Source organism: Ruminococcus flavefaciens (genome assembly GCF_900116855.1).
Lineage (GTDB): Bacteria > Bacillota > Clostridia > Oscillospirales > Ruminococcaceae > Ruminococcus > Ruminococcus flavefaciens_R.
The window spans coordinates 44321-65586 of sequence record NZ_UETD01000017.1; the positions used below are offsets into that span (position 1 = coordinate 44321).

Sequence of the window (21266 nt, forward strand, 5' to 3'; positions counted from 1 at the left end):
CTGTTTTAAGCCGCTTGTGCTGTTTGTGCAGATAGTGACAAATGTCACTGACAAAATGACAATACTCATCTTCACATTTTTCCTTATCCGAGTATAATAAAAGCATAGGGTTGCGCAACACCTTGAACAAAGAAATGAACATATACACCGTACATCTGTATTACAATTATTTTATTTATAAGGAGAATTATTATGAAGGTTAATTTTAAGAAGATCATTACAGCGATCGCAGCGACAGCTATGTGTGCAGTTCCCATGGCAGGTTCACTTTCCGCAAATGCAGCATCTTCCGATACATTAATACTTGCAGAGCAGGCAACATTCAAAAAGGCAGCAGTACAGAATATCGCGGAGTTTAAGAGTGAAGCAAAACTTGCCAAGGGCTGGCAGCATAGCAGTGAATATGTTGGCATTCTGGACAGTGCTTCCTTTAGCAGGATTACAGACGGAGAGGAAGGATGGTGCGGCAACGAGCCGAAACCTTTTCCCGTTCCCGATGATGATCCATGGATCATTGTCATAATCCCCCGTCCCAGACCGTCAGGTCCTGCCGGTCCCTGCTTTTACAAAGAGCTCGGCGAATTCCGCAGAGCAAATTGATACAATGATGCTTTTTGCATGATAAATGATATATAGGGATAGAACAGGGACTCAATAATATATGAAAGCTCCTCTCAGAGCCGCCGCATGGCTGCTGAGAGGAGCTTTTCCGCGTCCGCAGCACCCTTTCCCACCGCAGAAAATCATTGACAACTCGGAAAGGCGGTGATATAATTAAAAAGATGTATACACAGGCGGTCTCCGCCTTTTTTGATCTTATGATATATTGAAAGGAGCAGGCTTTAAATGAGCAGTATGTTTGATCCCGAATTAAAAATGAGAGAGGTCGCCGAGCGAATAAAGCTCACAAGAGAGTCGGTAGGTCTGTCTCCCAAGGAAATGGCTGACAAGATAGGCGTTTCATCCTATGAGTACCTCGCCTATGAGGGCGGCGCAAAGGACTTCAGCTTCAGCTTCATATACAAGTTCGCAAATGCCTGCGGTGTCGAGATAACCGACCTTATGGAGGGCGAGTCCCCCCATATCAGGAGCTTCGACATCACAAGGGCAGGCGAGGGACTTCCCATCGCCAGAAGAAAGGGACTGAGCTACATGAGACTGGCTCCCAAGTTCCGCAACAAGATAGCAGAGCCTTTCCTCGTTACCATTCCCTATGTTGACGAGGAGTACAGAGTTCCTCACCCACATACCCATGAGGGTCAGGAAATGGATATTGTCATCAGCGGTCAGCTGAAAGTGCAGGTGGGCGACAATGTTGAGATACTCAACGAGGGCGACTCCATCTACTACGACAGCTCCGAGCCCCATGACGAGTGGGCTGTGGGCGGCAGGGAGTGCAAGTTCTACGCCATCGTATGCGGTGAGAAGCAGCCTCAGCACGCTATCTCAAACCTTGACCCCGTTATACTTCCCGGAGTTACCAACTTCGACCTTGCTCATATTCAGGATCCCGTTGCCGATAACTTCATAAAGCTTGAGACCGACACCATGGGCTCACTTACGGGCATTAGCTTCATCAACGAGGAGAAGTTCAACTTCGGCTTCGATGTGGTGGACGCTCTTGCGGCTAAATGTCCCGACAAGGAGGCTCTCATCTATGTGGGCAACGATATGTCCGAGAGAAGATTTACCTTCGCCGACATGAAGAAGTACTCCAACATGACCGCGAATTATTTCCTGTCAAAGGGCATAAAGAAGGGCGACAGAGTTATGCTGGTGCTCAAAAGACACTATCAGTTCTGGTTCTCTATCCTTGCTCTCCACAAGATAGGTGCAATAGTTATCCCTGCTACAAATCAGCTGGTGCAGCATGACTTCACATACCGCTTCAAGGCGGCAGGCGTAAAGGCTATCGTATGTACGGGCGACGGTGACGTTGCTCATCAGGTGGACCTTGCCGAGGAGGAGCTGGGTATCAGCCTCATAAAGATGATGGCTCACGGCGAGCGCGAGGGCTGGGCTGATTTCGACAAGGAGATGTCGGGATTCAGCGACGTTTTCGACCGTCCCACAGACCCCGAAAAGCTCTCCTGCGGAAGCGAGCCAAATCTCATGTTCTTCACATCGGGTACTACGGGATACCCAAAGATAGCTACACACAGCCACAAGTACGCTCTCGGTCACTTCATCACCGCCCGCTACTGGCATAACGTAGACCCCAACGGTCTCCACTTCACCATTTCAGACACCGGCTGGGGAAAAGCTCTCTGGGGCAAGCTCTACGGACAGTGGCTCAGCGAGACCTGCGTATTCGTTTATGACTTCGACCGCTTTGACGCCCACAAGATACTTCCCATGTTCAAGAAGTACAATATAACCACATTCTGCGCACCTCCCACAATGTACCGCTTCTTCATCAAGGAGGACCTGTCCAAGTACGACCTGAGCTCTATCAAGTATGCGACCGTTGCAGGCGAGGCTCTCAATCCCGAGGTATACAATCAGTTCCTCAAGGCTACGGGAGTAAAGCTCATGGAGGGCTTCGGTCAGACCGAGACCACCCTTTCCATCGGAAACTTCGTGGGCATGACCTGCCGTCCCGGCTCTATGGGCAAGCCCAGCGTCCTCTATGATGTGGACATCGTTGACCCCGACGGCAAGCCCGTCAAGACAGGTGAGACAGGCGAGATAGTTATCCGCACGGACAAGAACACTCCCTGCGGACTCTTCCTTGGATACTTCAATGACGATGAGAAGACAAAGGAAGTATGGCACGACGGTCTCTACCACACAGGCGATACCGCGTGGAAGGACGAGGACGGCTACTTCTGGTACGTCGGCAGAGTTGACGACGTTATCAAGTCATCGGGCTACCGTATCGGCCCCTTTGAAATTGAGAGCGTTATCATGGAGCTTCCCTATGTTCTGGAGTGCGGCGTAAGTGCGGCTCCCGACCCCGTAAGAGGTCAGGTGGTAAAGGCTTCCATCGTGCTTGTCAAGGGCACAGAGGGTACGGACGAGCTGAAAAAGGAGATACAGGACTATGTCAAGAAGCACACCGCTCCTTACAAGTATCCCCGTATCGTTGAATTCAGGGACGAGCTCCCCAAGACCATCAGCGGCAAGATAAGACGAGTTGAGCTCAGGGGCTGAGAATAAAGAAAAAAGACGTTTCTGCGGAAACGTCTTTTTTAGTGGTTAGTTATTAGTGATCAGTGCTTAGTTGCAGGGACGCCCATCGGGCGTCCGCTGTATATGTTGGCGCTTATTTTTCGCTGACTGTGAAATCCCATGAAGCACTGCTGTCGCGGCGGGGCCATATCCTGCCGCTCCTGTCGGTGAGGTCGTACACCACTGACCACTGGAGCCTGTCGGATTTGTCCCTGTTGTAGAGTCCCACAGAGTTGAGAAGCTCCTGACAGGTCTGCATATCAAGCCTGTTGCCGCTGTCCGTGATGACCTGCTCTACGGCTTCCTGCCTTGTGAGAGAATCGGGAGACTCAAATATATTCTCGTTATTGTAGGCGATGTGGTTGGCGGCTATCTGATAGTCCTCAGTGGAGGTAACAGCCTGCAGTGCTCCGTCGTAGTACTCCGCGATAACGGAATTGCCCTCTGCGTCGCCTATGAGTATGTGGGACTTCAGATTATTGCTGAAGTAGACGTTGTACTGTCCCAGAAGCTCCACCGCTTCGTCAACGGTTGCCGCCTTGTCAAGTATGAGCCTTATGGCGACAGTCTGGTTCATTGAGACCTTGTTCTCATCGTATACTGTGGATACTACGGGGACTACCAGCAGAGCAGCGGAAACGCCCTTTTCGTTCATGCCGTCACAGGCAAAATAAGGAACTGCCAGCAGCGGAATGTTCTCCTTGGATAAGCCGTCTGCGGGGGAGTGCCGCTTGTCGAAGCCAACGGCAAGCAGCGGCACGGTGGATACCGAGGCATAGCCGTCCTTGGGATGTGTGTATACCTGCATGAATGGAGAGGCGTCAAAGTCGAAATTTCTGCCGAATATCACATTGCCCTTGTCGTTTCGCGCCACAAAGGCGGTGCAGGCGGCATCGGGAGTGTCCTCGTCGGGAGCGAAGCCGTGCATCAGCTCCTTCTGAATGAAAGAGTAGAGCTCCTCATCGTTCTCGGCGCCTGTTTTCAGAAACTTGTCCAGCTTGTAGTCACTGTCGTAGTCCATGGTATAGGCTCCGTTGCCCTCGTTTTTCAGGCTGCGGAGAGTCTTTATGTCCCTGCGGAGATACAGAAACAGTGCCAGTGCGGCAATAACTGCCAGCAGAAGTATCACAAGGACTATGCTGCGTATTATCTTCAGAGCTTTCATGGTAAGCACCTCGTTTATCTTAAAATAGTTATATAAACTATATCACAGGGGGACGGGATTGTCAATAGACTCTGCGGAATACCGCCTGTAAAGGGACTTTTTACGGCGCACGGGGACTGCCGTGGGCAGCTGCGCGATTACTGTCAGTAAAAAATCGGGAAATTTTGAAAAAAATTCCGAAAAACACTTGATTTTTGCGAAAAACCGTGATATAATAGTTGATGATGATAGTAAACCCAAAGACCGGAAGCCTTCCGGTCTTTAGTATTTATATTGGGACTATTACTTTACAGAGAAAGGAGAAACCCGATATATCGGGAAAAACTGCCTATGAAATTCAAGAAATTCGGCGGTACCGAGCAGAAGGTCTACGACCTTATCAAGCCCATCACCGATGAGCTTGGCTACTACCTCTGGGACGTCTGCTACGAAAAGGAAGGCGCTATGTGGTATCTCCGCGTGTTCATCGATCAGGACGAGGGTATCACCATTGCGGACTGTGAACGCGCCAACGCTCCCATAAGCGATATCCTCGACGAGAAGGACCCCATCCCCCAGAGCTATATGCTTGAGGTGGGCTCGGCAGGTCTGGAGCGCGAGCTGGTCAAGGAGGAACACTTCGAGGTCTGCTGCGGCGACAAGGTGAAGATACGCTTCATAAGAGCTGTTGACGGTGAGAAAGAAATAGTCGCACAGCTTGCAGGTGCTGACAAGGAGGGCGTTACAGTCATCCTCGACAGCGGAGATGAAAAGAAATTCCCGTTATCGGATATCGCTTTCGTAAAGCTCTATCTCGATTTCTGAAATGTAAAAAAACAAAATATAATATATTGGAGGAATTTACAGACATGAACATGAATAAGGACTTTTTCAAGGCGCTCGAGGCTCTTGGAGAGGAAAACAGCGTTGAGACCGAGCTTCTCATCGATAAGGTAAAGTCGGCTATGCTCAAGGCGGCAAGAAGAGCCTATCCTCACAGCGAGGAAAGGATATCCGTCGAGATCGACCCCAAGACAAAGAAGTTTGAAATGTATATCCGTCAGGATATCATCGACGACGAGCCTATCGATGTCAACGAGGTGAATATCGACGTTGCGAAGACAATGGACCCCAATGCTGTTGTCGGCGGCACTATCCTCAAGGAGCTGGATATATCCAAGCTGGGCAGAATGGCGGCTCTTTCCGCCAAGCAGTCCATCAAGGGCGACCTGAGAGAGATCAACCGCGAGCAGATGCTCAGCAAGTTCGAGCAGAAGGAGCATGAGTGCATCACCGCCAAGGTTTCTCAGGTAGAACCCGGCAGAGGTACTGTTACCGTTGTTTACGACGGAACAGAGCTCTATCTCTTCCGCAACGAGCAGATCCCCGGTGAGAACCTCGAGGAAGGAAAGTCCGTAAAGGTGTACATCACAGGCATCATCGGAAAGAACAAGAAGCCTGTCGTAAAGATCTCCCGTACACACAAGGACCTTGTAAAGCGACTCTTTGAGCAGGAAGTTCCCGAGATATATGACGGCACTGTTGAGGTAAAGTCCATCTCCCGTGAGGCAGGCTCAAGAACAAAGATCGCTGTATGGTCAAAGGATGAGAACGTTGACGCGGTCGGCGCCTGCATAGGTCCCAAGCGTTCAAGAATAACCGCTGTCGTAAACGAGCTCAGCGGCGAGAAGATAGACATTATCCCGTGGAGCGAGGTGCCCGAGGAATTCATCGCAAGAGCACTTGCTCCTGCCGAGGTGCTCAAGACAGTCATCACCTCTATGGAAGAAAAGGCCTGCACAGTTATCGTTCCCAACAATCAGCTCTCACTTGCTATCGGCAACAAGGGTCAGAACGCGAAGCTGGCTGCAAAGCTCACAGGCTTCAAGATCGACATCAAGCCCCAGTTCGATAACCTCACAGGCGAGGAGGCTCCCGAGATGAGCCCCGACTTCGTGGCTCCCGTATTCGAGACAGCTCCTGCTGAGGATGAGGAGAGCACAGAGGCTCCCGCAGAGGAAACAGCCGATGTGGAGACCGCTCCCGAGGAGAATACCGAGGAGGCTAAGGCTGAGGAAGCTGCTCCCGAGACTGAGGAATAATTATGAAGCCGAGAAAAATACCAATGAGAATGTGCCTCGGCTGCGGAGAGATGAAGCCCAAGATGGAGCTCATCCGCGTGGTAAAGTCCCCCGAGGGAGACATAAGCCTTGATTTCAAGGGCAAGGCAGCAGGCAGAGGTGCTTATATCTGCCGCAGCACGGAATGCCTTGAGAAGGCAAGAAAGGCAAGGCGCTTCGAGAAATCGTTCTCATGCAGGATAGAAGAAAGCGTATACGAGGTGATGTTGAGTGAACTCAGTGAAGGCTCGCAGGACAGCTGATCTGCTCAGTATCTGCATAAAGGCAGGCAGGACCGTCAAGGGCTTCGACAGCGCAGTGGAAACACTGAAAAACGGCACTGCACACTGCATACTTACAGCCTCCGACGCTTCGGAGAAGACCGTCAAGGAAGTGGATTTTCACTGCGGAAAATACGGCGTGAGACACTTCTGCACAGAGCTTACCAAAGCCGATATCGGTAGGCTCTGCGGCAAGGAGACCGCTGTCATGGCAGTGACCGACAAGGGATTCGCAGACGGATTCGGGAAAATATTATCCGATGGATCGCAGTAATGCGTTGATATAGATGGTTATATGAGAACATTCTGATACTGCTGCCGCCATTGCGGCAGACAAAACTGGAGGTAATAAAGCCTATGGCAAAAAAGATAAAGTTAAGCGACGCTGCAAAGGATTTCAACGTTCCCTCACAGGAACTTATAGACTTCTTCGCAGAAAAGGGCGATAACAAGAAGAAAACAGGTTCTTCGCTCAGCGAGGAGGAAATGAATTCCCTTCTGGAACACTATACTAAAGACCGCTATTCCGTAAAAAGTCTGGATGAATACTTCAATTCCAAGAACGATCCCCGTCCCGTAAAGGAGGAGGCTCCCAAGGAGGAGAAGAAGCCTGCGGTAAAGAAGTCCGCAGAGAAGAAAGAGGATAAAAAAGAGGAGAAGAAGGCTGCTCCCGCTAAGAAGGCTGAGCCCGAGAAGAAGCAGGAGGCTGCTCCCGCTAAGAAGGCAGAGCCCGAGAAGAAGCAGGAGGCCGCTCCCGCGAAGAAGGCAGAGCCCGAGAAGAAGCAGGAGGCCGCTCCCGCGAAGAAGGCAGAGCCCGAGAAGAAGCAGGAGGCCGCTCCCGCAAAGAAGGCTGAGCCCGAGAAGAAGCAGGAAGCTGCTCCCGTGAAGAAGGCAGAGCCCGAGAAGAAGCAGGAAGCCGCTCCCGTAAAGGCTGAGGAAAAGCCTGCCGGGGAAAAGGCTCAGGAGCCCAAGAAGCAGGATAAGAAAAAGGACAAGAAGAAGGAGCAGGCAAAGGCTCAGGACAGAGGCGAGAGAACAAAGTTCAACGCAACTATCAGCTCAGAGACCGCTCAGACTTCAACTCAGCGCAGAACAGTTGACACAAGAGGAAGCTACGTTGACCTCGACAAGTACAACGAGAGATACGACCAGATGGCTACCTCAAACAAGCATAAGAACGACAACTATTCCTCAAAGAAGCAGAAGATCAATCAGAAGTCCGCTCAGAGGAACCGCCAGCAGTTCTCCAAGAAGGAGTCGGAGGCTGAGAAGCTCAAGAGACTGGAGCTGGAGAGAGCAAGAAAGCAGCAGCTGAAGGTGCTCATCCCCGATACCATCACAGTCGGCGAGCTGGCTACCCGTCTGAAGGCTGCTGCTACCGAGGTCATCAAGCAGCTGATGAAGCTGGGCGTAATGGCTTCCATCAATCAGGAGATCGACTTCGATACAGCTTCTCTCGTAGCTGAGGAAATGGGTGCAAAGGTAGAGAAGGAAGTTATCGTTACCATTGAGGAGCGTCTTATCGACGATACCGACGATGACGATACAAACCTCCAGCCCCGCTGCCCTGTTGTAGTCGTTATGGGTCACGTTGACCACGGTAAGACCTCTATCCTCGACCGCATCAGAAATGCTCACGTTGCCGCAGGCGAGGCAGGCGGCATCACACAGCATATCGGTGCTTATCAGGTAAACATCAACGGTCAGGACATCACATTCCTCGATACCCCCGGACATGAGGCATTCACTGCAATGCGTGCAAGAGGTGCGAATATCACCGATATCGCTATCCTCGTTGTTGCCGCAGACGACGGTATCATGCCCCAGACAGTTGAGTCCATCAACCACGCCAAGGCTGCCGGAGTTTCCATCATCGTTGCCATCAACAAGATGGATAAGGAGGGCGCTAACCCCGACCGTATCAAGGAAGAGCTCACAAAGTACGACCTCGTTTGCGAGGACTGGGGCGGCGACGTTATCTGCGTTCCCGTATCCGCAAAGACAGGTGAGGGCATTGACGACCTCCTCGAGAACGTTCTCCTCGTTGCCGAGGTTAAGGAGCTCAAGGCTAATCCCGACAGACTTGCAAAGGGTACTGTCATAGAGGCTCGTCTCGACAAGGGCAGAGGTCCTATCGCTACGCTCCTCGTTCAGAACGGTACTCTCAAACAGGGCGATGTGCTCATCGCAGGTACTGCTGTGGGCAGAGTCCGCGTAATGACCAACGACAAGGGCAGAACTGTCAAGTCCGCAGGTCCTTCCGTTCCTGTTGAGATCACAGGTCTTGCAGAGGTGCCCAGTGCAGGCGATACCTTCAACGCTGTTGAGGACGAGAGACTGGCAAGAGAGCTTGTTGAGCAGAGAAAGCACGAGCAGAAGCAGGAGCAGTTCAACGCTTACCGCAAGGTTACTCTTGACAACCTGTTCAGCCAGATCGCAGAGGGCGAGATCAAGGAGCTCCCCATCGTTGTCAAGGCTGATGTTCAGGGCTCTGTTGAGGCTGTAAAGCAGTCTCTGGAGAAGCTCTCCAACAACGAGGTAAGAGTAAGGGTCATCCACGGTGCTGTCGGTGCCGTTAAGGAGAGCGACGTTATGCTTGCAAGCGCTTCAAATGCGATCATCGTCGGCTTCAACGTAAGACCCGATCCCGTTGCAGCCGAGAATGCAGAGCGCGACGGCGTTGACATCAGACTCTATCGTATCATCTATGACGCTATCGAGGAGATCGGCACCGCTATGAAGGGTATGCTGGCTCCCAAGCTCCGTGAGGTCGAGCAGGGCCGTGTTGAGGTACGTCAGGTATACAAGATATCCAACGTTGGCATGGTAGCAGGAAGCTACGTTCTCAGCGGCAAGGTGACAAGGGGCAGCAAGGTCCGCGTTGTAAGAGACGGAATAATCATTGCAGATGACGAGATAGCAGGTCTCAAGCGTTTCAAGGACGATGTCAAGGAGGTCGCAGACGGCTACGAGTGCGGTATCAGCCTTGAGAAGTTCAGTGACGTCAAGGAAGGCGATATCTTCGAGACCTACATCGTTGAGGAATACCGTGAAGATTAACTACTGAATAATTTTTATCAATGATAAAGGGGGAATTTCTTATGGATAACAGCAGAATGAGTACTGCGGATATGCTGCAGTACTGCAACGAGGCACTGGCATGGGACGACTTCGGACCTATCGACATCTTCTTCTTTGAATCGGTAAAGAAGATACTTCTCGGTCAGTGCAGCGCAATGGAGGAGCCCGAGGAATACGCAGACGACCTTATGGGCATCGAGCGCCCTGTCCGCGACGTCGAGCTTGAGCCTGAGTACGGCAACTATGCCGATATCTACTACGGTGAAGAAGGCGACGAGGATATTCCCGACTACAGCCGAAGCGCCGAGGACGAGGCTTTCTCGGCAGAGATGTTCGGCGCAGGCTTCTTCGAGGAGGAGACAGCACCTGAGGAGGCTAAGCCCGAGACTGCCGAGCCCAAGGCGGAGAAAACAGCAGAGCCCGAAAAGAAGGCTCCTGCCAAGAAGAGCACAAAAAAGACCGCTTCAAAAAAGTCGGGCAGCAAGGCTTCCGCGAAAAAAGGAAAAGCTGCCGAGTCCGATAAGCATGAAGAAACAGCAGGAAGCGGCTTTACAGTAAATCTCTGACGACAGAAAGGAATATAATGCCTAATTTCAAGAACAGCCGTATGGCTGAAGATATAAAACGGGAAATGACCGCTATACTCCGCGAACTGAAGGACCCGAGGATAGACAAGATGCTCACTATCGTGAGAGCCGACCTCTCGGGAGATATGTCCAGCTGTAAGATATACGTTTCCAGCTTTGAGGGCATGGAGCGGTCAAAGGAGTCTGTTGAGGGGCTGAAAAGCGCCGCAGGCTTCATAAAGAGGGAACTTTTCCACAGGCTGAAAATGCGCAAGGCTCCCGAACTGAGCTTTATCGCCGACAACTCCATCGAGAGAAGTGCGGAGATAAGCAGGAAGCTCCATGAGCTTCTGTAAGGAGGGCGGAGTATGTTCATCGGTTTCAGTGAGGCTGAGCTGTTCCTCAGAAACTGCGAGGACGCGGTGATAATCACTCACCGCAACCCCGACGGCGACTGTATCGGAGCAGGCTTCGGTCTGAAGGATATACTTGCCCAGATGGGCATAAGGAGCAGAGTGGTCTGCCACGACGGCTTCCCTGCACGTTACGGCTTCCTCACAAGCGAGGGAGCAGGGGAGGACTTCGAGCCAAAGGCCATCATAGCTGTTGATATCGCCGACGAGAACCTTATGGGCGACTATAAGGACATCTACGGCGGCAGGGTACAGCTCTGCATCGACCATCATATCTCAAACAAGAACTACGCGGAGAAAACTCTCCTGCGCGGCGACGCCACTGCTGCCTGCGAGATAATCTATGACCTTGCACAGTACATGGGCGTAAAGATAACAAAGCACTGCGCTATGTGCCTTTATACGGGAATATCCACGGATTCAGGCTGCTTCAAGTACGGCTGCACCACTCCCCGCGCTCACGAGATAGCGGCGGAGATGATGCGCAGCTATGATATCAATTTCGCAAGGATAAACCGCTATATGTTCGATGTCAAGTCAATGGGCAGACTGAAGCTTGAGGCAAAGGTCAACGAGCTCATGGAGTACTGCCTCGGCGGAAAGCTGGCTATCGCTGCCATAACGCAGGATATGATGAAGGACATGGGCGTATCTATGGAGGAGCTGGAGGGCTTTGCGCCCCTGACCATACAGCTGGAAAACACAGAGGTGGGCATTCTCATGCGCGAGCGTGAGGACGGAGTGTTCAAATGCTCATTCCGCTCTGCCAACGATGTGAATGTTTCGGCTATCTGTCAGCTCATCGGCGGCGGCGGTCATGCCAAGGCTGCGGGCTGTACCATAGACGGTCCCCTCGAGGACGCGAAAAAACAGCTCATCGCAGCTGTTGAAAGGGCACTGGGCTGATGAACGGTATCCTTTGCGTCAATAAGCCGCAGGACTTCACCTCATTTGACGTTGTGGCGAAGCTCCGCGGCATACTACGGATAAAAAGACTGGGTCACGGCGGCACTCTCGACCCTATGGCGACGGGAGTACTGCCTGTCTTTGTGGGAACTGCCACAAAGGCGTGTGATATCATGCCCGACAATACCAAGAGCTACCGTGCAGGCTTCCGTCTGGGAGCTGTCTCGGATACTCAGGACGTATGGGGGCAGGTGCAGACCACCTCTGACATGGCGGTCAGTCAGGCGGATATTGAGGCTGTTATCCCCGATTTCACGGGGAAGATAATGCAGCTTCCGCCTATGTATTCGGCTGTTCAGGTAAACGGAAAGCGGCTCTACGACCTTGCGAGACAGGGCGTTGAGGTGGAGCGTCAGCCCCGTGAGATAGAGGTATCTCAGCTTGTGCTGGAGAGCTACGACAGCAGCACCCGTGAGGGAGTGCTGTCCATTTCCTGCGGCAAGGGCACCTATATAAGAACTATCATCAGCGACATCGGCGACAGGCTTGGCTGCGGAGGCATCATGACCTCTCTGGTCAGGACATCGTCGGGAGGCTTCACCCTTGATGACTGCCACACTCTTGAGGAGATACAGCAGGCAAGGGACGAGGACAGGCTGGAGGAGCTCATACTCCCCATTGAGCGCGTCTTTGAGAAGCTGCCGAAGCTGAGACTGGGCGAGGCTCAGACAAGAATGTACAGAAACGGCGTAAAGCTGGACTTGGAAAGAGTCCGCGGCATAAGGGACGGCATCAGCGAATATGCGGTGTACGGCTCCGACGGAGGCTTTATCGGCACCGCCTTTGCAGACCGTGAGAGCGGACTGCTGAGAGTGGGAAAGAATCTGGGGTGACGGCATGGAGAAAAAGTATTCCGCTGTTGCTCTGGGGCTTTTCGACGGCGTCCACCTCGGACACAGAGCTGTGCTGAAGGCGGCTGCGGTACAGAAGCAGCAGGGACTTATGCCCTGCGCCTTTACCTTTCCGTCGGAAAGTGCAGCTAAAAAGGGCACAGGCGGCTTTATTTACGGCGACAGCGAAAAGGCTGACATTCTCACGGAGGAGTGCGGCATCGAGCGCATATACTCACCGCCGTTCGCGGATATATGCGGCATGGAAGGCGCTGAATTTGCGGAGGAGATACTCCGCGGAGAGCTGAACGCTGCTTTTGTGTGCTGCGGAAATGACTTCCGCTTCGGAAAGGGCGCTTCCTGCGGCACAGCCGAGCTGAGAAGCTTCGGCGAGAGACTGGGCTTCCGCGTTGAGACCGTTGAGGACGTCCTCTGCGGCGGCGAGAGAGTCTCATCCACCCTTATCCGCAGACTTCTTGCGGAGGGGGATACGGAAAGGGCGAATACCCTTTTAGGCAGCCCATATACCATTATGAAAACTGTCAGCCGCGGAGCTCAGCTGGGACGCACTATCGGCTTCCCTACGGCTAATCAGCTCTTTGACGCGGGACAGCTGGTGCCGAGATACGGCGTTTACGCATCATCGACCGTCATAGACGGGAAAAGCTACCTATCAATGACAGATATCGGCATGAAGCCCACCGTGGATTACGGCGGAGCTCCCCTTGCCGAAACCTATATACACGGATTTTCGGGAGACCTTTACGGAAGTCCGCTGAGAGTATCGCTGCTGCGGTTCATACGCCCCGAGATGAAGTTCTCATCACTTAATGAGCTGAAGGCGCAGATAGACCGCGATGTGCAGTCGGCTCTGAATATATTGTAAAAAATTCGCATTGCTTTCACTCTGTTATCACATACAGGTATTAACATAGTAAAAGCTGTGAATATAAGCGGCTCATGCCGCAACATACGCAATAAGGAGGGTAAAACCCAATGATAGAGGTCAGAAACCTTACTAAGATGTACGGCGACAAGCTTGCCGTAAACAATATCAGCTTCAAGGTCGAAAAAGGCGAGATACTCGGCTTCCTCGGACCTAACGGCGCGGGAAAATCCACCACCATGAATATGCTGACAGGCTATATCTCGTCCACCGCAGGAGAGGTGCTCATCGACGGCACGGATATCCTCGAGGACCCCAAGAAGGCCAAGGCAAATATAGGCTATCTCCCCGAGATACCGCCACTTTATGTGGATATGACCGTTGATGCCTACCTCAGCTTCATGTATGACCTTAAAAAGTGCAAGCTGCCCAGAAAGGCTCACCTGAAGGATGTCTGCAATCTCTGCAAGATACAGGACGTAAGAGGCAGGATAATCAAGAACCTTTCAAAAGGTTACAGACAGAGAGTCGGCATGGCACAGGCTCTTATCAATAATCCCCCCGTGCTCATCCTCGACGAGCCCACTGTCGGTCTCGACCCCAACCAGATAATCGAGATAAGAAGCCTTATCAAGAAGCTGGGCAAGAGACATACCGTTATCCTTTCATCTCATATACTCCCCGAGATACAGGCTGTCTGCGACAGGATAATCATTATCAACAAGGGAGAGGTAGCTGCCGACGGTACTGCCGATGAGATAGCAAAGAACATCACAAACGAGCATAAGATGACTCTCCGTATCGAGGGTCCCGAGCACTCGGCAGAGGACAAGCGCGTCATTGCCGATGCCATCAGGGGCATCAGCGGCGTCAAGTACGTCCGTGCAGATATGGAGCGCGAAAAGGGCATATACGATTACGATGTTGAGACCGACGGCAAGACCGACGTCCGCCGCGCTATCAACAAGCTCTGTGCAGACAAGGGCTGGAATATCCTCATGCTCCAGCTTTCAGACCTCACTCTCGAGGACATCTTCCTCAAGATAACCATGGGCGACGGACTGGACAAGGCAGGCTCGGAAAAGAGCGGCAAGTCAAAGTCAAAGCCAAGGATAGACCTCAAGACCTCCGAGGGCGGCAAGATCAGTGCCGTTCAGGAGGACGATGACGAGAAAGAGGAAAACGACGACACCGCCGTTTCCGACAGCAGCGAAGAAAATAACGGAGGTGAGGAATAATGCTGGCTATTTACAGGCGCGAAATGGGCGCATTCTTTACATCGGGCGTAGCATATGTATTTCTTGCTGTGTTCTGGCTCGTATCGGGCATATTCTTCTATAACGGAGTCGTTGCGAGCGGCACCACCGATACATCATCCATGTTCAGCTCAATGTTCTATATAGTTCTGTTCCTTATACCCGTTCTCACCATGAAGCTCCTCAGTGAGGAAAAGAAGAACAGAACAGATCAGGGTCTCCTGACAGCTCCCGTAGGTCTGTGGGAGATCGTTCTCGGCAAGTATTTCGCAGCTCTTACACTGTACATCATTGCCGAGTCAGTAGTTTTCATCTACGCATTCATTCTCAATTATCTCGGCGACGTTGTCTGGACTCCGCTCCTCGGCAACTACGTCGCAATGATATTCCTCGGCGCGGCTTTCATCGCCGTGGGACTCTTCATCTCATCACTTACCGAGAACCAGATGGCTTCTGCGGTAGTGAGCCTTGTTGTGCTTTTCGTTATCTACCTTTCCGAAATGCTTGTTTCAAGCTTCGAGAACGGCGGTAAGTTAAAGAAGGCAATACACTTCGTGGTATCAAAGCTTGCTTTCTATTCCAGATACGTTGAATTCACAAGGGGAGTATTCAGCCTTCCCAGCATCGTATTCTTCATCAGCGCAGCCTTCCTCTTCAACTTCTTCACCGTAAAGGTGCTTGAGAAGAGACGCTGGAGCTGATCTAACAGGAAAGGAAGGTTTTGATACAAATGAGTAAAAAAGAGATCGACGAGAAAAAGGTCAAAGAGACCGTCGATGAAGTTACCGAAGCTGCCGCAGCAGTGACCAAGGCGCCCGATAAGTTCAGAAAGCTTAAATACGGCACAATGTTCTATGTTATCATAGCTCTTGTTATCGCTGTGGTAGTTATACTGAACATCATGGTGAATGTTTTCGCAAAGCGTTCACCCATGAAGATAGACATCACCCCCGACAACAGATATGAGCTCACCGACGAGTCCATAAACGCCGTAAAGGCTCTGGACAAGGACGTTGATATCGTTGTCACAAATACAAGAGACTACTTTGAGTCTCTGGGCAACTACTGGGAGAGCTATTATACAAGCAACTTCGGCGTTCCCGCAGAGGTGCCCTATGAGATGATCCCCGAGCTTCTGGACAAGTATTCCGTATACGCTCAGCAGGGCAAGGGCAGCATCAATGTAAAGTACGTTGACCTTGACAAGGATCCCGATGCCATCGCCAAGTACAAGAAGAACTACAACGGCGATATCCAGCGCGGAAGCATAGTTGTTGCTTCGGGCGACAGAGTAAGAGTTCTGAACGAGACTGATGTCATGAATATGCTTGCAGCCGATCAGACTGCTATGCGCAGCCAGCAGCTCAAGTTCTTATTCACAGGCGAGAGCACACTTACCTCCGCCATCACAAGCGTTACCGACGCCCACCCCGTAAAGGTAGCTTTCGTCAAGACCATGAACGGTCTTGCTGTTTACGACGAGCAGACCTACGCCAATATAGTTCAGTCCTTTGAGAGCGAGCTCTTTGCAAAGAACGGCTATGACACAACTGATATCGACATCGCCAAGGACGAGATAAGCCCCGAGGATTACGATATGGTAGTTCTCCTTGCTCCCTCTGTTGACTTTACAGAGGATATCATCAAGAAGTTCAGCGACTTCCTCTACAACGACGGAAAGTACGACAGGAACATGGTATATGCTCCCGATGTATCAAAGACCGATCTCCCCAATATCAGCGAGTTCCTTGCGGACTGGAGCATAAAGGTGGAGAACAATATCATCCTCGATGATACAAATGCAGTACAGACAAGTTCGCAGATAATACTCTCCGTAAGCGACAGCGAGGCTGTAGGAACTCTGCCCAATGACAGACTTCCCATCATCTCGCAGTATACAAGAGAGCTTACTCCCATATCCAAGAACAATGAGGCTATCGTAAAGGAAGTCCTCAAGTCATCGGCTGAGTCCTATACCGCAGACATTACAAAGGATAAGTCCGAATACGGCGAAAAGGGAGAGAGAGACGCTGCTATCCTTTCACAGAAGCAGCATTCGGAGGAATTTGCGGTATATACCAGCAGTCTCCTCGTACTGGGTTCACCTACAATGGCTAACCCCACTTTCTTACAGCAGACTTCATCTGTCAACAACGCAAACGTGCTTGTAAACATGATGAACACAATGACAGGCAAGGAGAGCAGCATTGCTGTTCCCGACAAGAATCTCCAGACTTCATTTATCGCTCCCACTTCAAAACAGCTCAAGAGGATATATGTAGTTGTTGTATGGATAATTCCCTTCATCATTGCAGCTGTGGGAGTCGCAGTACTTTTAAGGAGACGAAATAAATGAAAAAACAGGCTAAGGGCATCATCGCTCTCAGCGCACTTCTCGTGGCAATGCTGGGAGGAGGCTATGCCTATATGAAGCTCTCGCCCGATGAGGGCAGCGGTGAGGGAAGCAGCTCAATGCAGCTGCTCGCCACCGAGGCTGAGGGACAGGGAACTGTCCTTGTCAGCGACAACGGCGGAAACGGCGTAGTAAAAGAGGCTCTTGTGGTAAATGCCACAGACGAGCTGAAGGTGGTCATGAAGGACGCTCCCGATGAAAACGGCGTCGGCGCTACCTATACCCTGAAAGATTATAAGGACCTTGACGTAAATACCTCTGTTGTGGGTACTCTCGTCAATAACGGCAACGGCATACAGGCACAGTCCCTGATCGCACATGACTGCACCGACCTCGGAAAGTACGGTCTTGCCGAGCCTAAGGCTACGGTGGAGTTCACCTATGAATCAGGCAATAAGGTCAAGTTCTATGTGGGCGATACCATGTCCTCAAAGGAGACGGTTTATTTCCGTGTAGACGGCAGCAATGACGTTTATGCGGTAAATGCGTCCACTGTGGCAAACTACTCAAAAACGAACAAGGAGCTCATCGAGAAAACAGTTCTCGCCAAGCCCGCAGATGAGGACTTCCCCATTATCAGCAGCCTCAGGATAGAGCGCAGCGATATGGACAGCGATATCCTCATTGAGTACGATAAGTCAAGCGAAGATGAGCATTCGGGCGGCACCTCGGCTACACATATAATGGTGGAGCCTGTTGAGAGCTTCCTTGCCGTTGAGAAATCAACGGACATAACAACAGGTATGTTCGGCCTCAAGGGCTCGGATATATATGCACTTCACTGCACGGAAGCCGATATCGCAGAGGCAGGTCTCAGCGACCCGTTCTGCAAGGTGACTATGGACTGCGACGACGGAAACAGCTATGTGCTGCTCCTCAGCGAGATATTCACCGACGAGAGCGGCAGCAAGTGCTGCTACGGCATGATGGAGGGCGGAAAGGTGATCTATATCATCTCTGCTGATAGTGCCAAGTGGCTCACAGTGCAGCCCATCGACATCTGTTCAAGACTGCTGATAACCAACTATGTATGGAATATCAGCGAAATGACAGTTAAGAGCGGCGACGTGAAGTATGATTTCAATATCACCCTGAAGGAGGATGCGGAGGATCCCGAATCGCCCGTAGCTTCTGACTATGTCGTAAAAAGAAACGGCGATGTATTTGATACGGAGCGATACAGATTGTTCTATTCCTTCCTCGTAAGCACTAACGGAGAGGAATTTGCAGTCGGTGTTCCCGTACCCGAGGGAGAGCCTGCGGCTTCTGTAAGCATAAAGGATTCCTATTCGGGAAAGACCACCACCTTCGATTTCTATGACGATTCGGTAATGCGTTCACTCATCGTCGTAAACGGCGAGAGCAAGTATTACTGCACAAAGTCTTATGTGAACACCCTCATAGAGAATATAAAGAGAATAGAAACAGGAGAGGACTACATCAAAACCTGGTAATATCCCAAGGAGGTATATAATGAGCGAGAAATTCAACACATACAAGGGCTACCCTCTGGTAAGAAACGGCAACCAGATATATTACGGTTATATGTCAGACCCCTTTGTTATCTTCATCCAGATACTTGAAACAAAGGAGGAGAACGGCGAACAGGTCACCTCAAAGGTGAGAGTTGTCCAGATGGACACCAACGAGCCCAATCCTCTGAAAGCTTTCGTCAAGAACGCCGAGAGAGAGTGCGGTCTCTACGAGGCACTTGATGTTGCCAGCGTGTGGCTGGAAAAGGCTCTTAAAGGCTGAGTAATGTAAAAAAGTCCCCCGGAACGGAGCAATATCGTTTCGGGGCTTTTTTCAGTTGAAAGTTGAGAGTTCAGAGTTGAAAGTTGCGGTGTCGCCTTCGGCGACATTATTTATAATGTGAACGAAGCGAACACATTAACTCTCCACTTTCAACTTTCCACTCTCAACTCTAATAAAAAGCCCCGAAGCATTTTTGACTGCTTCGGGGACTGTTTTTTATTCTACCGAGATGATGTAGTAGTAAACGGGCTGTCCGCCGTTTACCAGCATTACCTCTATCTTGTCGCTGAGCTTGGACTGTATGAACTTCTGGAGCTCCTCTGCATTCTCCTCGGGCACATCAGCGCCGTGGATAAGGGTTACATAGCTCACATCGCCCTTCGCCAGTTTCTTCACCAACTTGTATGTAGCCTTGTTGATATCGCGCTCTGTGAATGAGAGCTTGCCGTTGTCAAGAGCGAGTATCTCGCCCTCCTTTATCTGGTGACCCTCGAACTCGGAGTCTCTTGCGGCAAAGGTGATAAGTCCCGTTGAGACCTTCTCGAAAGCCTTTGTCATGTCGATGCGGTTCTCATTGAGTGAGCGTGTATCGTCGAATGCCAGCATAGCAGCTATTCCCTGAGGGATAGTTCTTGTCTGGAGCACACATACCTTTCTGTCGGTAAGCTTTACAGCCTGCTCGGCTGCCATGATTATGTTCTTGTTATTTGGGAGCACGAATACTGTGCTTGCAGGAGTTTTCAGTATAGCGCGGAGTATATCGTCGGTAGAGGGGTTCATGGTCTGACCGCCCTTTACAACAACATCTGCGCCGAGGTCGGTGAACATAGCCTCAAGACCGTGACCTGCGGCAACTGCCACAAATCCGAACTCCTTCTCGGGCTCTGCGGGAGTGAGTCCCTCCTCGGCAGCTCTTGCGTCCTTGACCTTGTTTTCGTGCTGGATACGCATATTCTCGATCTTGGGACGGGGATCGTTGATGAAGTGACCGAACTCAAGACCCTTCTGGAGTGCCTTTCCGGGATTATCTGTGTGAACGTGTACCTTGATTATCTTCTCATCGTCAACTACGACCACACAGTCGCCTATGGTCTCAAGGTAAGCGCGGAGCTTGGATACGTCGGGACAGTTATCGTCCTTTTCAAGCATGAACTCCGTACAGTATGTGAATGTGATATCGTCGTCATACTCGCTGACAGCTGTTCTGAACGAGTCGCTCTGGTTCTCCTGAGGAGCGGGAGCTTCAGTGGGCTCGGCAATGGCGCCGCCTGCGAAAACGTCTGTCATAGCGCGGAAGATTATGCACAGACCCTTGCCGCCTGCGTCAACGACTCCTGCTTTTTTCAGCTGAGGGAGCATTTCGGTGGTCTTGGCGAGAACTGCCTCAGCCTCGGTGCATATCTCCTGCCAGAATGTGACCTCGTCGTTGGTCTCTGCGGATATCTCCCTTGCCTTCTGAGCAGCTGCCTTGACTACGGTGAGGATAGTTCCCTCAACGGGCTTCATAACAGCCTTGTATGCTGCCTCTACGCCGAACTGCAGCGCGTCTGCAAAGTTCTCGCAGCCTGCCTCTGTGCAGCCTGAGAGTCCCTTAGAAAATCCTCTGAAAATAAGTGAAAGAATTACGCCCGAGTTTCCTCTTGCGCCTCTCAGGAAAGCTGAAGCTGCCGTGGAAGCTACCTCGGATACGGGAGCCTTGTCGTCCAGCCTTTTCAGCTCGGCAACGGAATTGCCGATGGTCATGGACATATTCGTTCCGGTATCGCCGTCGGGAACGGGGTAGACATTGAGCTCGTCGACCTCACGCTTCCTGTTGGCTATGGTGATGGCAGCGGAGATAACAGCGTCTCTGAGCATTGAACCGTTTATCACAGTAAAGTCCTCCAATTCTATATACCTGTACGCCTTATGCGTTCATATCGTCAACGAAAACGTTGACCTTGTGTACATCAATTCCTGCAGCTTCTTCGACCGCGAAGCTGACCTTGTGGGTGATGCTGCTTACAGCGGCAGTGATGTTTGTGCCGTAGGTCACCTTGATATGCAGGTCTATAACGAGACCGCCCTCCTTATCGGTGCGGATCATCACGCCCTTGTTTTTTCTGAAGGCTTTTCCCGCAGTGAGAGCGGAAACTGCCGAACGGAAGGTGGAAACGCTGCATACATCGGCAACGCCGAAGCAGTCTGTGACAGCGTGCTTTACCAGCTCGGTGAGATAATTCTCAGAAATAGTGATCTTTCCGATATGATTTTCAAAGCCTACCATAGGTCATCACTCCTTTTGTAAAATGGGGTGCGGTATAAAACCGCTATCTAATCAATTATATCACAAATAATAACGATTTACAATACCTATATTAAAGAATATTGTGAAAAAATTGTTT

At 51.2% G+C, this 21266-nt stretch carries 20 protein-coding genes; 17 read left to right on the forward strand and 3 right to left on the reverse strand.

The genetic code is table 11. The features are described from left to right. Nucleotides 1–192 precede the first annotated feature (192 nt). Entirely contained in the window at nt 193–600 is a 408-nt protein-coding gene (locus DSZ37_RS16020) for a hypothetical protein (protein ID WP_109727869.1), read from the forward strand. 246 nt (nt 601–846) lie between these two features. Next, nucleotides 847–3153 carry an AMP-binding protein gene (locus DSZ37_RS16025; protein WP_109727870.1) on the forward strand — a complete coding sequence of 769 codons (2307 nt, stop codon included), beginning with the start codon at nt 847–849 and terminating at the stop codon, nt 3151–3153. Nucleotides 3154–3265: 112 nt separating this feature from the next. On the opposite strand, the gene DSZ37_RS16030 is transcribed toward DSZ37_RS16025, so the two are convergent. Then, nucleotides 3266–4336 (reverse strand): linear amide C-N hydrolase, encoded by a 1071-nt coding sequence (locus DSZ37_RS16030; protein WP_109727871.1) that lies wholly within the window; start codon nt 4334–4336, stop codon nt 3266–3268. Between the two features lie 330 nt (nt 4337–4666). On the opposite strand from DSZ37_RS16030, the gene rimP reads away from it, so the two are divergent. The 15 genes from rimP (at nt 4667) to DSZ37_RS16105 (ending at nt 18882) form a co-directional block, all read left to right on the forward strand. After that, entirely contained in the window at nt 4667–5140 is a 474-nt protein-coding gene (gene rimP, locus DSZ37_RS16035; protein ID WP_109727872.1) for a ribosome maturation factor RimP, read from the forward strand. A gap of 44 nt (nt 5141–5184) precedes the next feature. Further along, a complete protein-coding gene (nusA, locus tag DSZ37_RS16040; RefSeq protein ID WP_109727873.1) occupies nt 5185–6417 on the forward strand; it encodes a transcription termination factor NusA in 1233 nt (410 codons plus the stop codon). Nucleotides 6418–6419: 2 nt separating this feature from the next. Beyond that, nucleotides 6420–6698 carry an RNase P modulator RnpM gene (gene rnpM / locus DSZ37_RS16045; RefSeq protein ID WP_109727874.1) on the forward strand — a complete coding sequence of 93 codons (279 nt, stop codon included), beginning with the start codon at nt 6420–6422 and terminating at the stop codon, nt 6696–6698. Next, nucleotides 6667–6990, forward strand: coding sequence for a L7Ae/L30e/S12e/Gadd45 family ribosomal protein (locus DSZ37_RS16050; protein ID WP_109727875.1), 324 nt, complete (start codon nt 6667–6669; stop codon nt 6988–6990). The genes rnpM and DSZ37_RS16050 overlap by 32 nt, the downstream gene beginning before the upstream one ends. 83 nt (nt 6991–7073) lie before the next feature. Beyond that, complete coding sequence (gene infB, locus DSZ37_RS16055; protein WP_109727876.1) at nt 7074–9776, forward strand: translation initiation factor IF-2; 2703 nt, start codon at nt 7074–7076, stop codon at nt 9774–9776. A 41-nt stretch (nt 9777–9817) separates the two neighbouring features. Continuing rightward, on the forward strand, nt 9818–10363 hold the full coding sequence (locus DSZ37_RS16060) for a hypothetical protein (protein WP_109727877.1): 546 nt from the start codon (nt 9818–9820) through the stop codon (nt 10361–10363). A 17-nt stretch (nt 10364–10380) separates the two neighbouring features. Continuing rightward, nucleotides 10381–10719, forward strand: a complete 339-nt coding sequence (gene rbfA, locus DSZ37_RS16065; protein WP_109727878.1) for a 30S ribosome-binding factor RbfA — start codon at nt 10381–10383, stop codon at nt 10717–10719. 12 nt (nt 10720–10731) lie between these two features. Further along, the gene (locus DSZ37_RS16070) at nt 10732–11682 is read left to right on the forward strand and encodes a DHH family phosphoesterase (RefSeq protein WP_109727879.1); all 951 of its coding nucleotides are present in this window, start codon (nt 10732–10734) and stop codon (nt 11680–11682) included. Continuing rightward, a complete protein-coding gene (gene truB, locus DSZ37_RS16075; protein ID WP_109727880.1) occupies nt 11682–12575 on the forward strand; it encodes a tRNA pseudouridine(55) synthase TruB in 894 nt (297 codons plus the stop codon). The genes DSZ37_RS16070 and truB overlap by 1 nt, the downstream gene beginning before the upstream one ends. Before the next feature lie 4 nt (nt 12576–12579). Further along, nucleotides 12580–13458 carry a riboflavin biosynthesis protein RibF gene (gene ribF, locus DSZ37_RS16080; RefSeq protein ID WP_109727881.1) on the forward strand — a complete coding sequence of 293 codons (879 nt, stop codon included), beginning with the start codon at nt 12580–12582 and terminating at the stop codon, nt 13456–13458. Nucleotides 13459–13568: 110 nt separating this feature from the next. Continuing rightward, nucleotides 13569–14696, forward strand: coding sequence for an ABC transporter ATP-binding protein (locus DSZ37_RS16085; RefSeq protein WP_109727882.1), 1128 nt, complete (start codon nt 13569–13571; stop codon nt 14694–14696). Then, a complete protein-coding gene (locus DSZ37_RS16090) occupies nt 14696–15415 on the forward strand; it encodes an ABC transporter permease subunit (protein WP_109727883.1) in 720 nt (239 codons plus the stop codon). The genes DSZ37_RS16085 and DSZ37_RS16090 overlap by 1 nt, the downstream gene beginning before the upstream one ends. 29 nt (nt 15416–15444) lie before the next feature. After that, on the forward strand, nt 15445–17070 hold the full coding sequence (locus DSZ37_RS16095; RefSeq protein WP_109727884.1) for a GldG family protein: 1626 nt from the start codon (nt 15445–15447) through the stop codon (nt 17068–17070). Then, nucleotides 17067–18581, forward strand: coding sequence for a DUF4340 domain-containing protein (locus DSZ37_RS16100; RefSeq protein WP_109727885.1), 1515 nt, complete (start codon nt 17067–17069; stop codon nt 18579–18581). Before DSZ37_RS16095 ends, DSZ37_RS16100 begins: the two co-directional genes overlap by 4 nt. Nucleotides 18582–18600: 19 nt before the next feature. Next, nucleotides 18601–18882, forward strand: coding sequence for a hypothetical protein (locus DSZ37_RS16105; protein ID WP_109727886.1), 282 nt, complete (start codon nt 18601–18603; stop codon nt 18880–18882). A 216-nt stretch (nt 18883–19098) separates the two neighbouring features. On the opposite strand, the gene DSZ37_RS16110 is transcribed toward DSZ37_RS16105, so the two are convergent. Together DSZ37_RS16110 and DSZ37_RS16115 are read right to left on the reverse strand one after the other, a co-directional pair. After that, entirely contained in the window at nt 19099–20754 is a 1656-nt protein-coding gene (locus DSZ37_RS16110) for a DAK2 domain-containing protein (protein ID WP_109727887.1), read from the reverse strand. A gap of 34 nt (nt 20755–20788) precedes the next feature. Further along, nucleotides 20789–21148 (reverse strand): Asp23/Gls24 family envelope stress response protein, encoded by a 360-nt coding sequence (locus DSZ37_RS16115; RefSeq protein ID WP_028519979.1) that lies wholly within the window; start codon nt 21146–21148, stop codon nt 20789–20791. Between the last annotated feature and the right edge of the window lie 118 nt (nt 21149–21266).

Excerpts from the sequence above, each read along its gene's own strand:
- DSZ37_RS16020 (WP_109727869.1), top strand. The coding sequence starts at position 193 with ATGAAGGTTAATTTTAAGAAGATCATTACAGCGATCGCAGCGACAGCT.
- DSZ37_RS16025 (WP_109727870.1), top strand. The coding sequence starts at position 847 with ATGAGCAGTATGTTTGATCCCGAATTAAAAATGAGAGAGGTCGCCGAG.
- DSZ37_RS16030 (WP_109727871.1), bottom strand. The coding sequence starts at position 4,336 with ATGAAAGCTCTGAAGATAATACGCAGCATAGTCCTTGTGATACTTCTG.
- rimP (WP_109727872.1), top strand. The coding sequence starts at position 4,667 with ATGAAATTCAAGAAATTCGGCGGTACCGAGCAGAAGGTCTACGACCTT.
- nusA (WP_109727873.1), top strand. The coding sequence starts at position 5,185 with ATGAACATGAATAAGGACTTTTTCAAGGCGCTCGAGGCTCTTGGAGAG.
- rnpM (WP_109727874.1), top strand. The coding sequence starts at position 6,420 with ATGAAGCCGAGAAAAATACCAATGAGAATGTGCCTCGGCTGCGGAGAG.
- infB (WP_109727876.1), top strand. The coding sequence starts at position 7,074 with ATGGCAAAAAAGATAAAGTTAAGCGACGCTGCAAAGGATTTCAACGTT.
- DSZ37_RS16060 (WP_109727877.1), top strand. The coding sequence starts at position 9,818 with ATGGATAACAGCAGAATGAGTACTGCGGATATGCTGCAGTACTGCAAC.
- rbfA (WP_109727878.1), top strand. The coding sequence starts at position 10,381 with ATGCCTAATTTCAAGAACAGCCGTATGGCTGAAGATATAAAACGGGAA.
- DSZ37_RS16070 (WP_109727879.1), top strand. The coding sequence starts at position 10,732 with ATGTTCATCGGTTTCAGTGAGGCTGAGCTGTTCCTCAGAAACTGCGAG.
- truB (WP_109727880.1), top strand. The coding sequence starts at position 11,682 with ATGAACGGTATCCTTTGCGTCAATAAGCCGCAGGACTTCACCTCATTT.
- ribF (WP_109727881.1), top strand. The coding sequence starts at position 12,580 with ATGGAGAAAAAGTATTCCGCTGTTGCTCTGGGGCTTTTCGACGGCGTC.
- DSZ37_RS16085 (WP_109727882.1), top strand. The coding sequence starts at position 13,569 with ATGATAGAGGTCAGAAACCTTACTAAGATGTACGGCGACAAGCTTGCC.
- DSZ37_RS16090 (WP_109727883.1), top strand. The coding sequence starts at position 14,696 with ATGCTGGCTATTTACAGGCGCGAAATGGGCGCATTCTTTACATCGGGC.
- DSZ37_RS16095 (WP_109727884.1), top strand. The coding sequence starts at position 15,445 with ATGAGTAAAAAAGAGATCGACGAGAAAAAGGTCAAAGAGACCGTCGAT.
- DSZ37_RS16100 (WP_109727885.1), top strand. The coding sequence starts at position 17,067 with ATGAAAAAACAGGCTAAGGGCATCATCGCTCTCAGCGCACTTCTCGTG.
- DSZ37_RS16105 (WP_109727886.1), top strand. The coding sequence starts at position 18,601 with ATGAGCGAGAAATTCAACACATACAAGGGCTACCCTCTGGTAAGAAAC.
- DSZ37_RS16115 (WP_028519979.1), bottom strand. The coding sequence starts at position 21,148 with ATGGTAGGCTTTGAAAATCATATCGGAAAGATCACTATTTCTGAGAAT.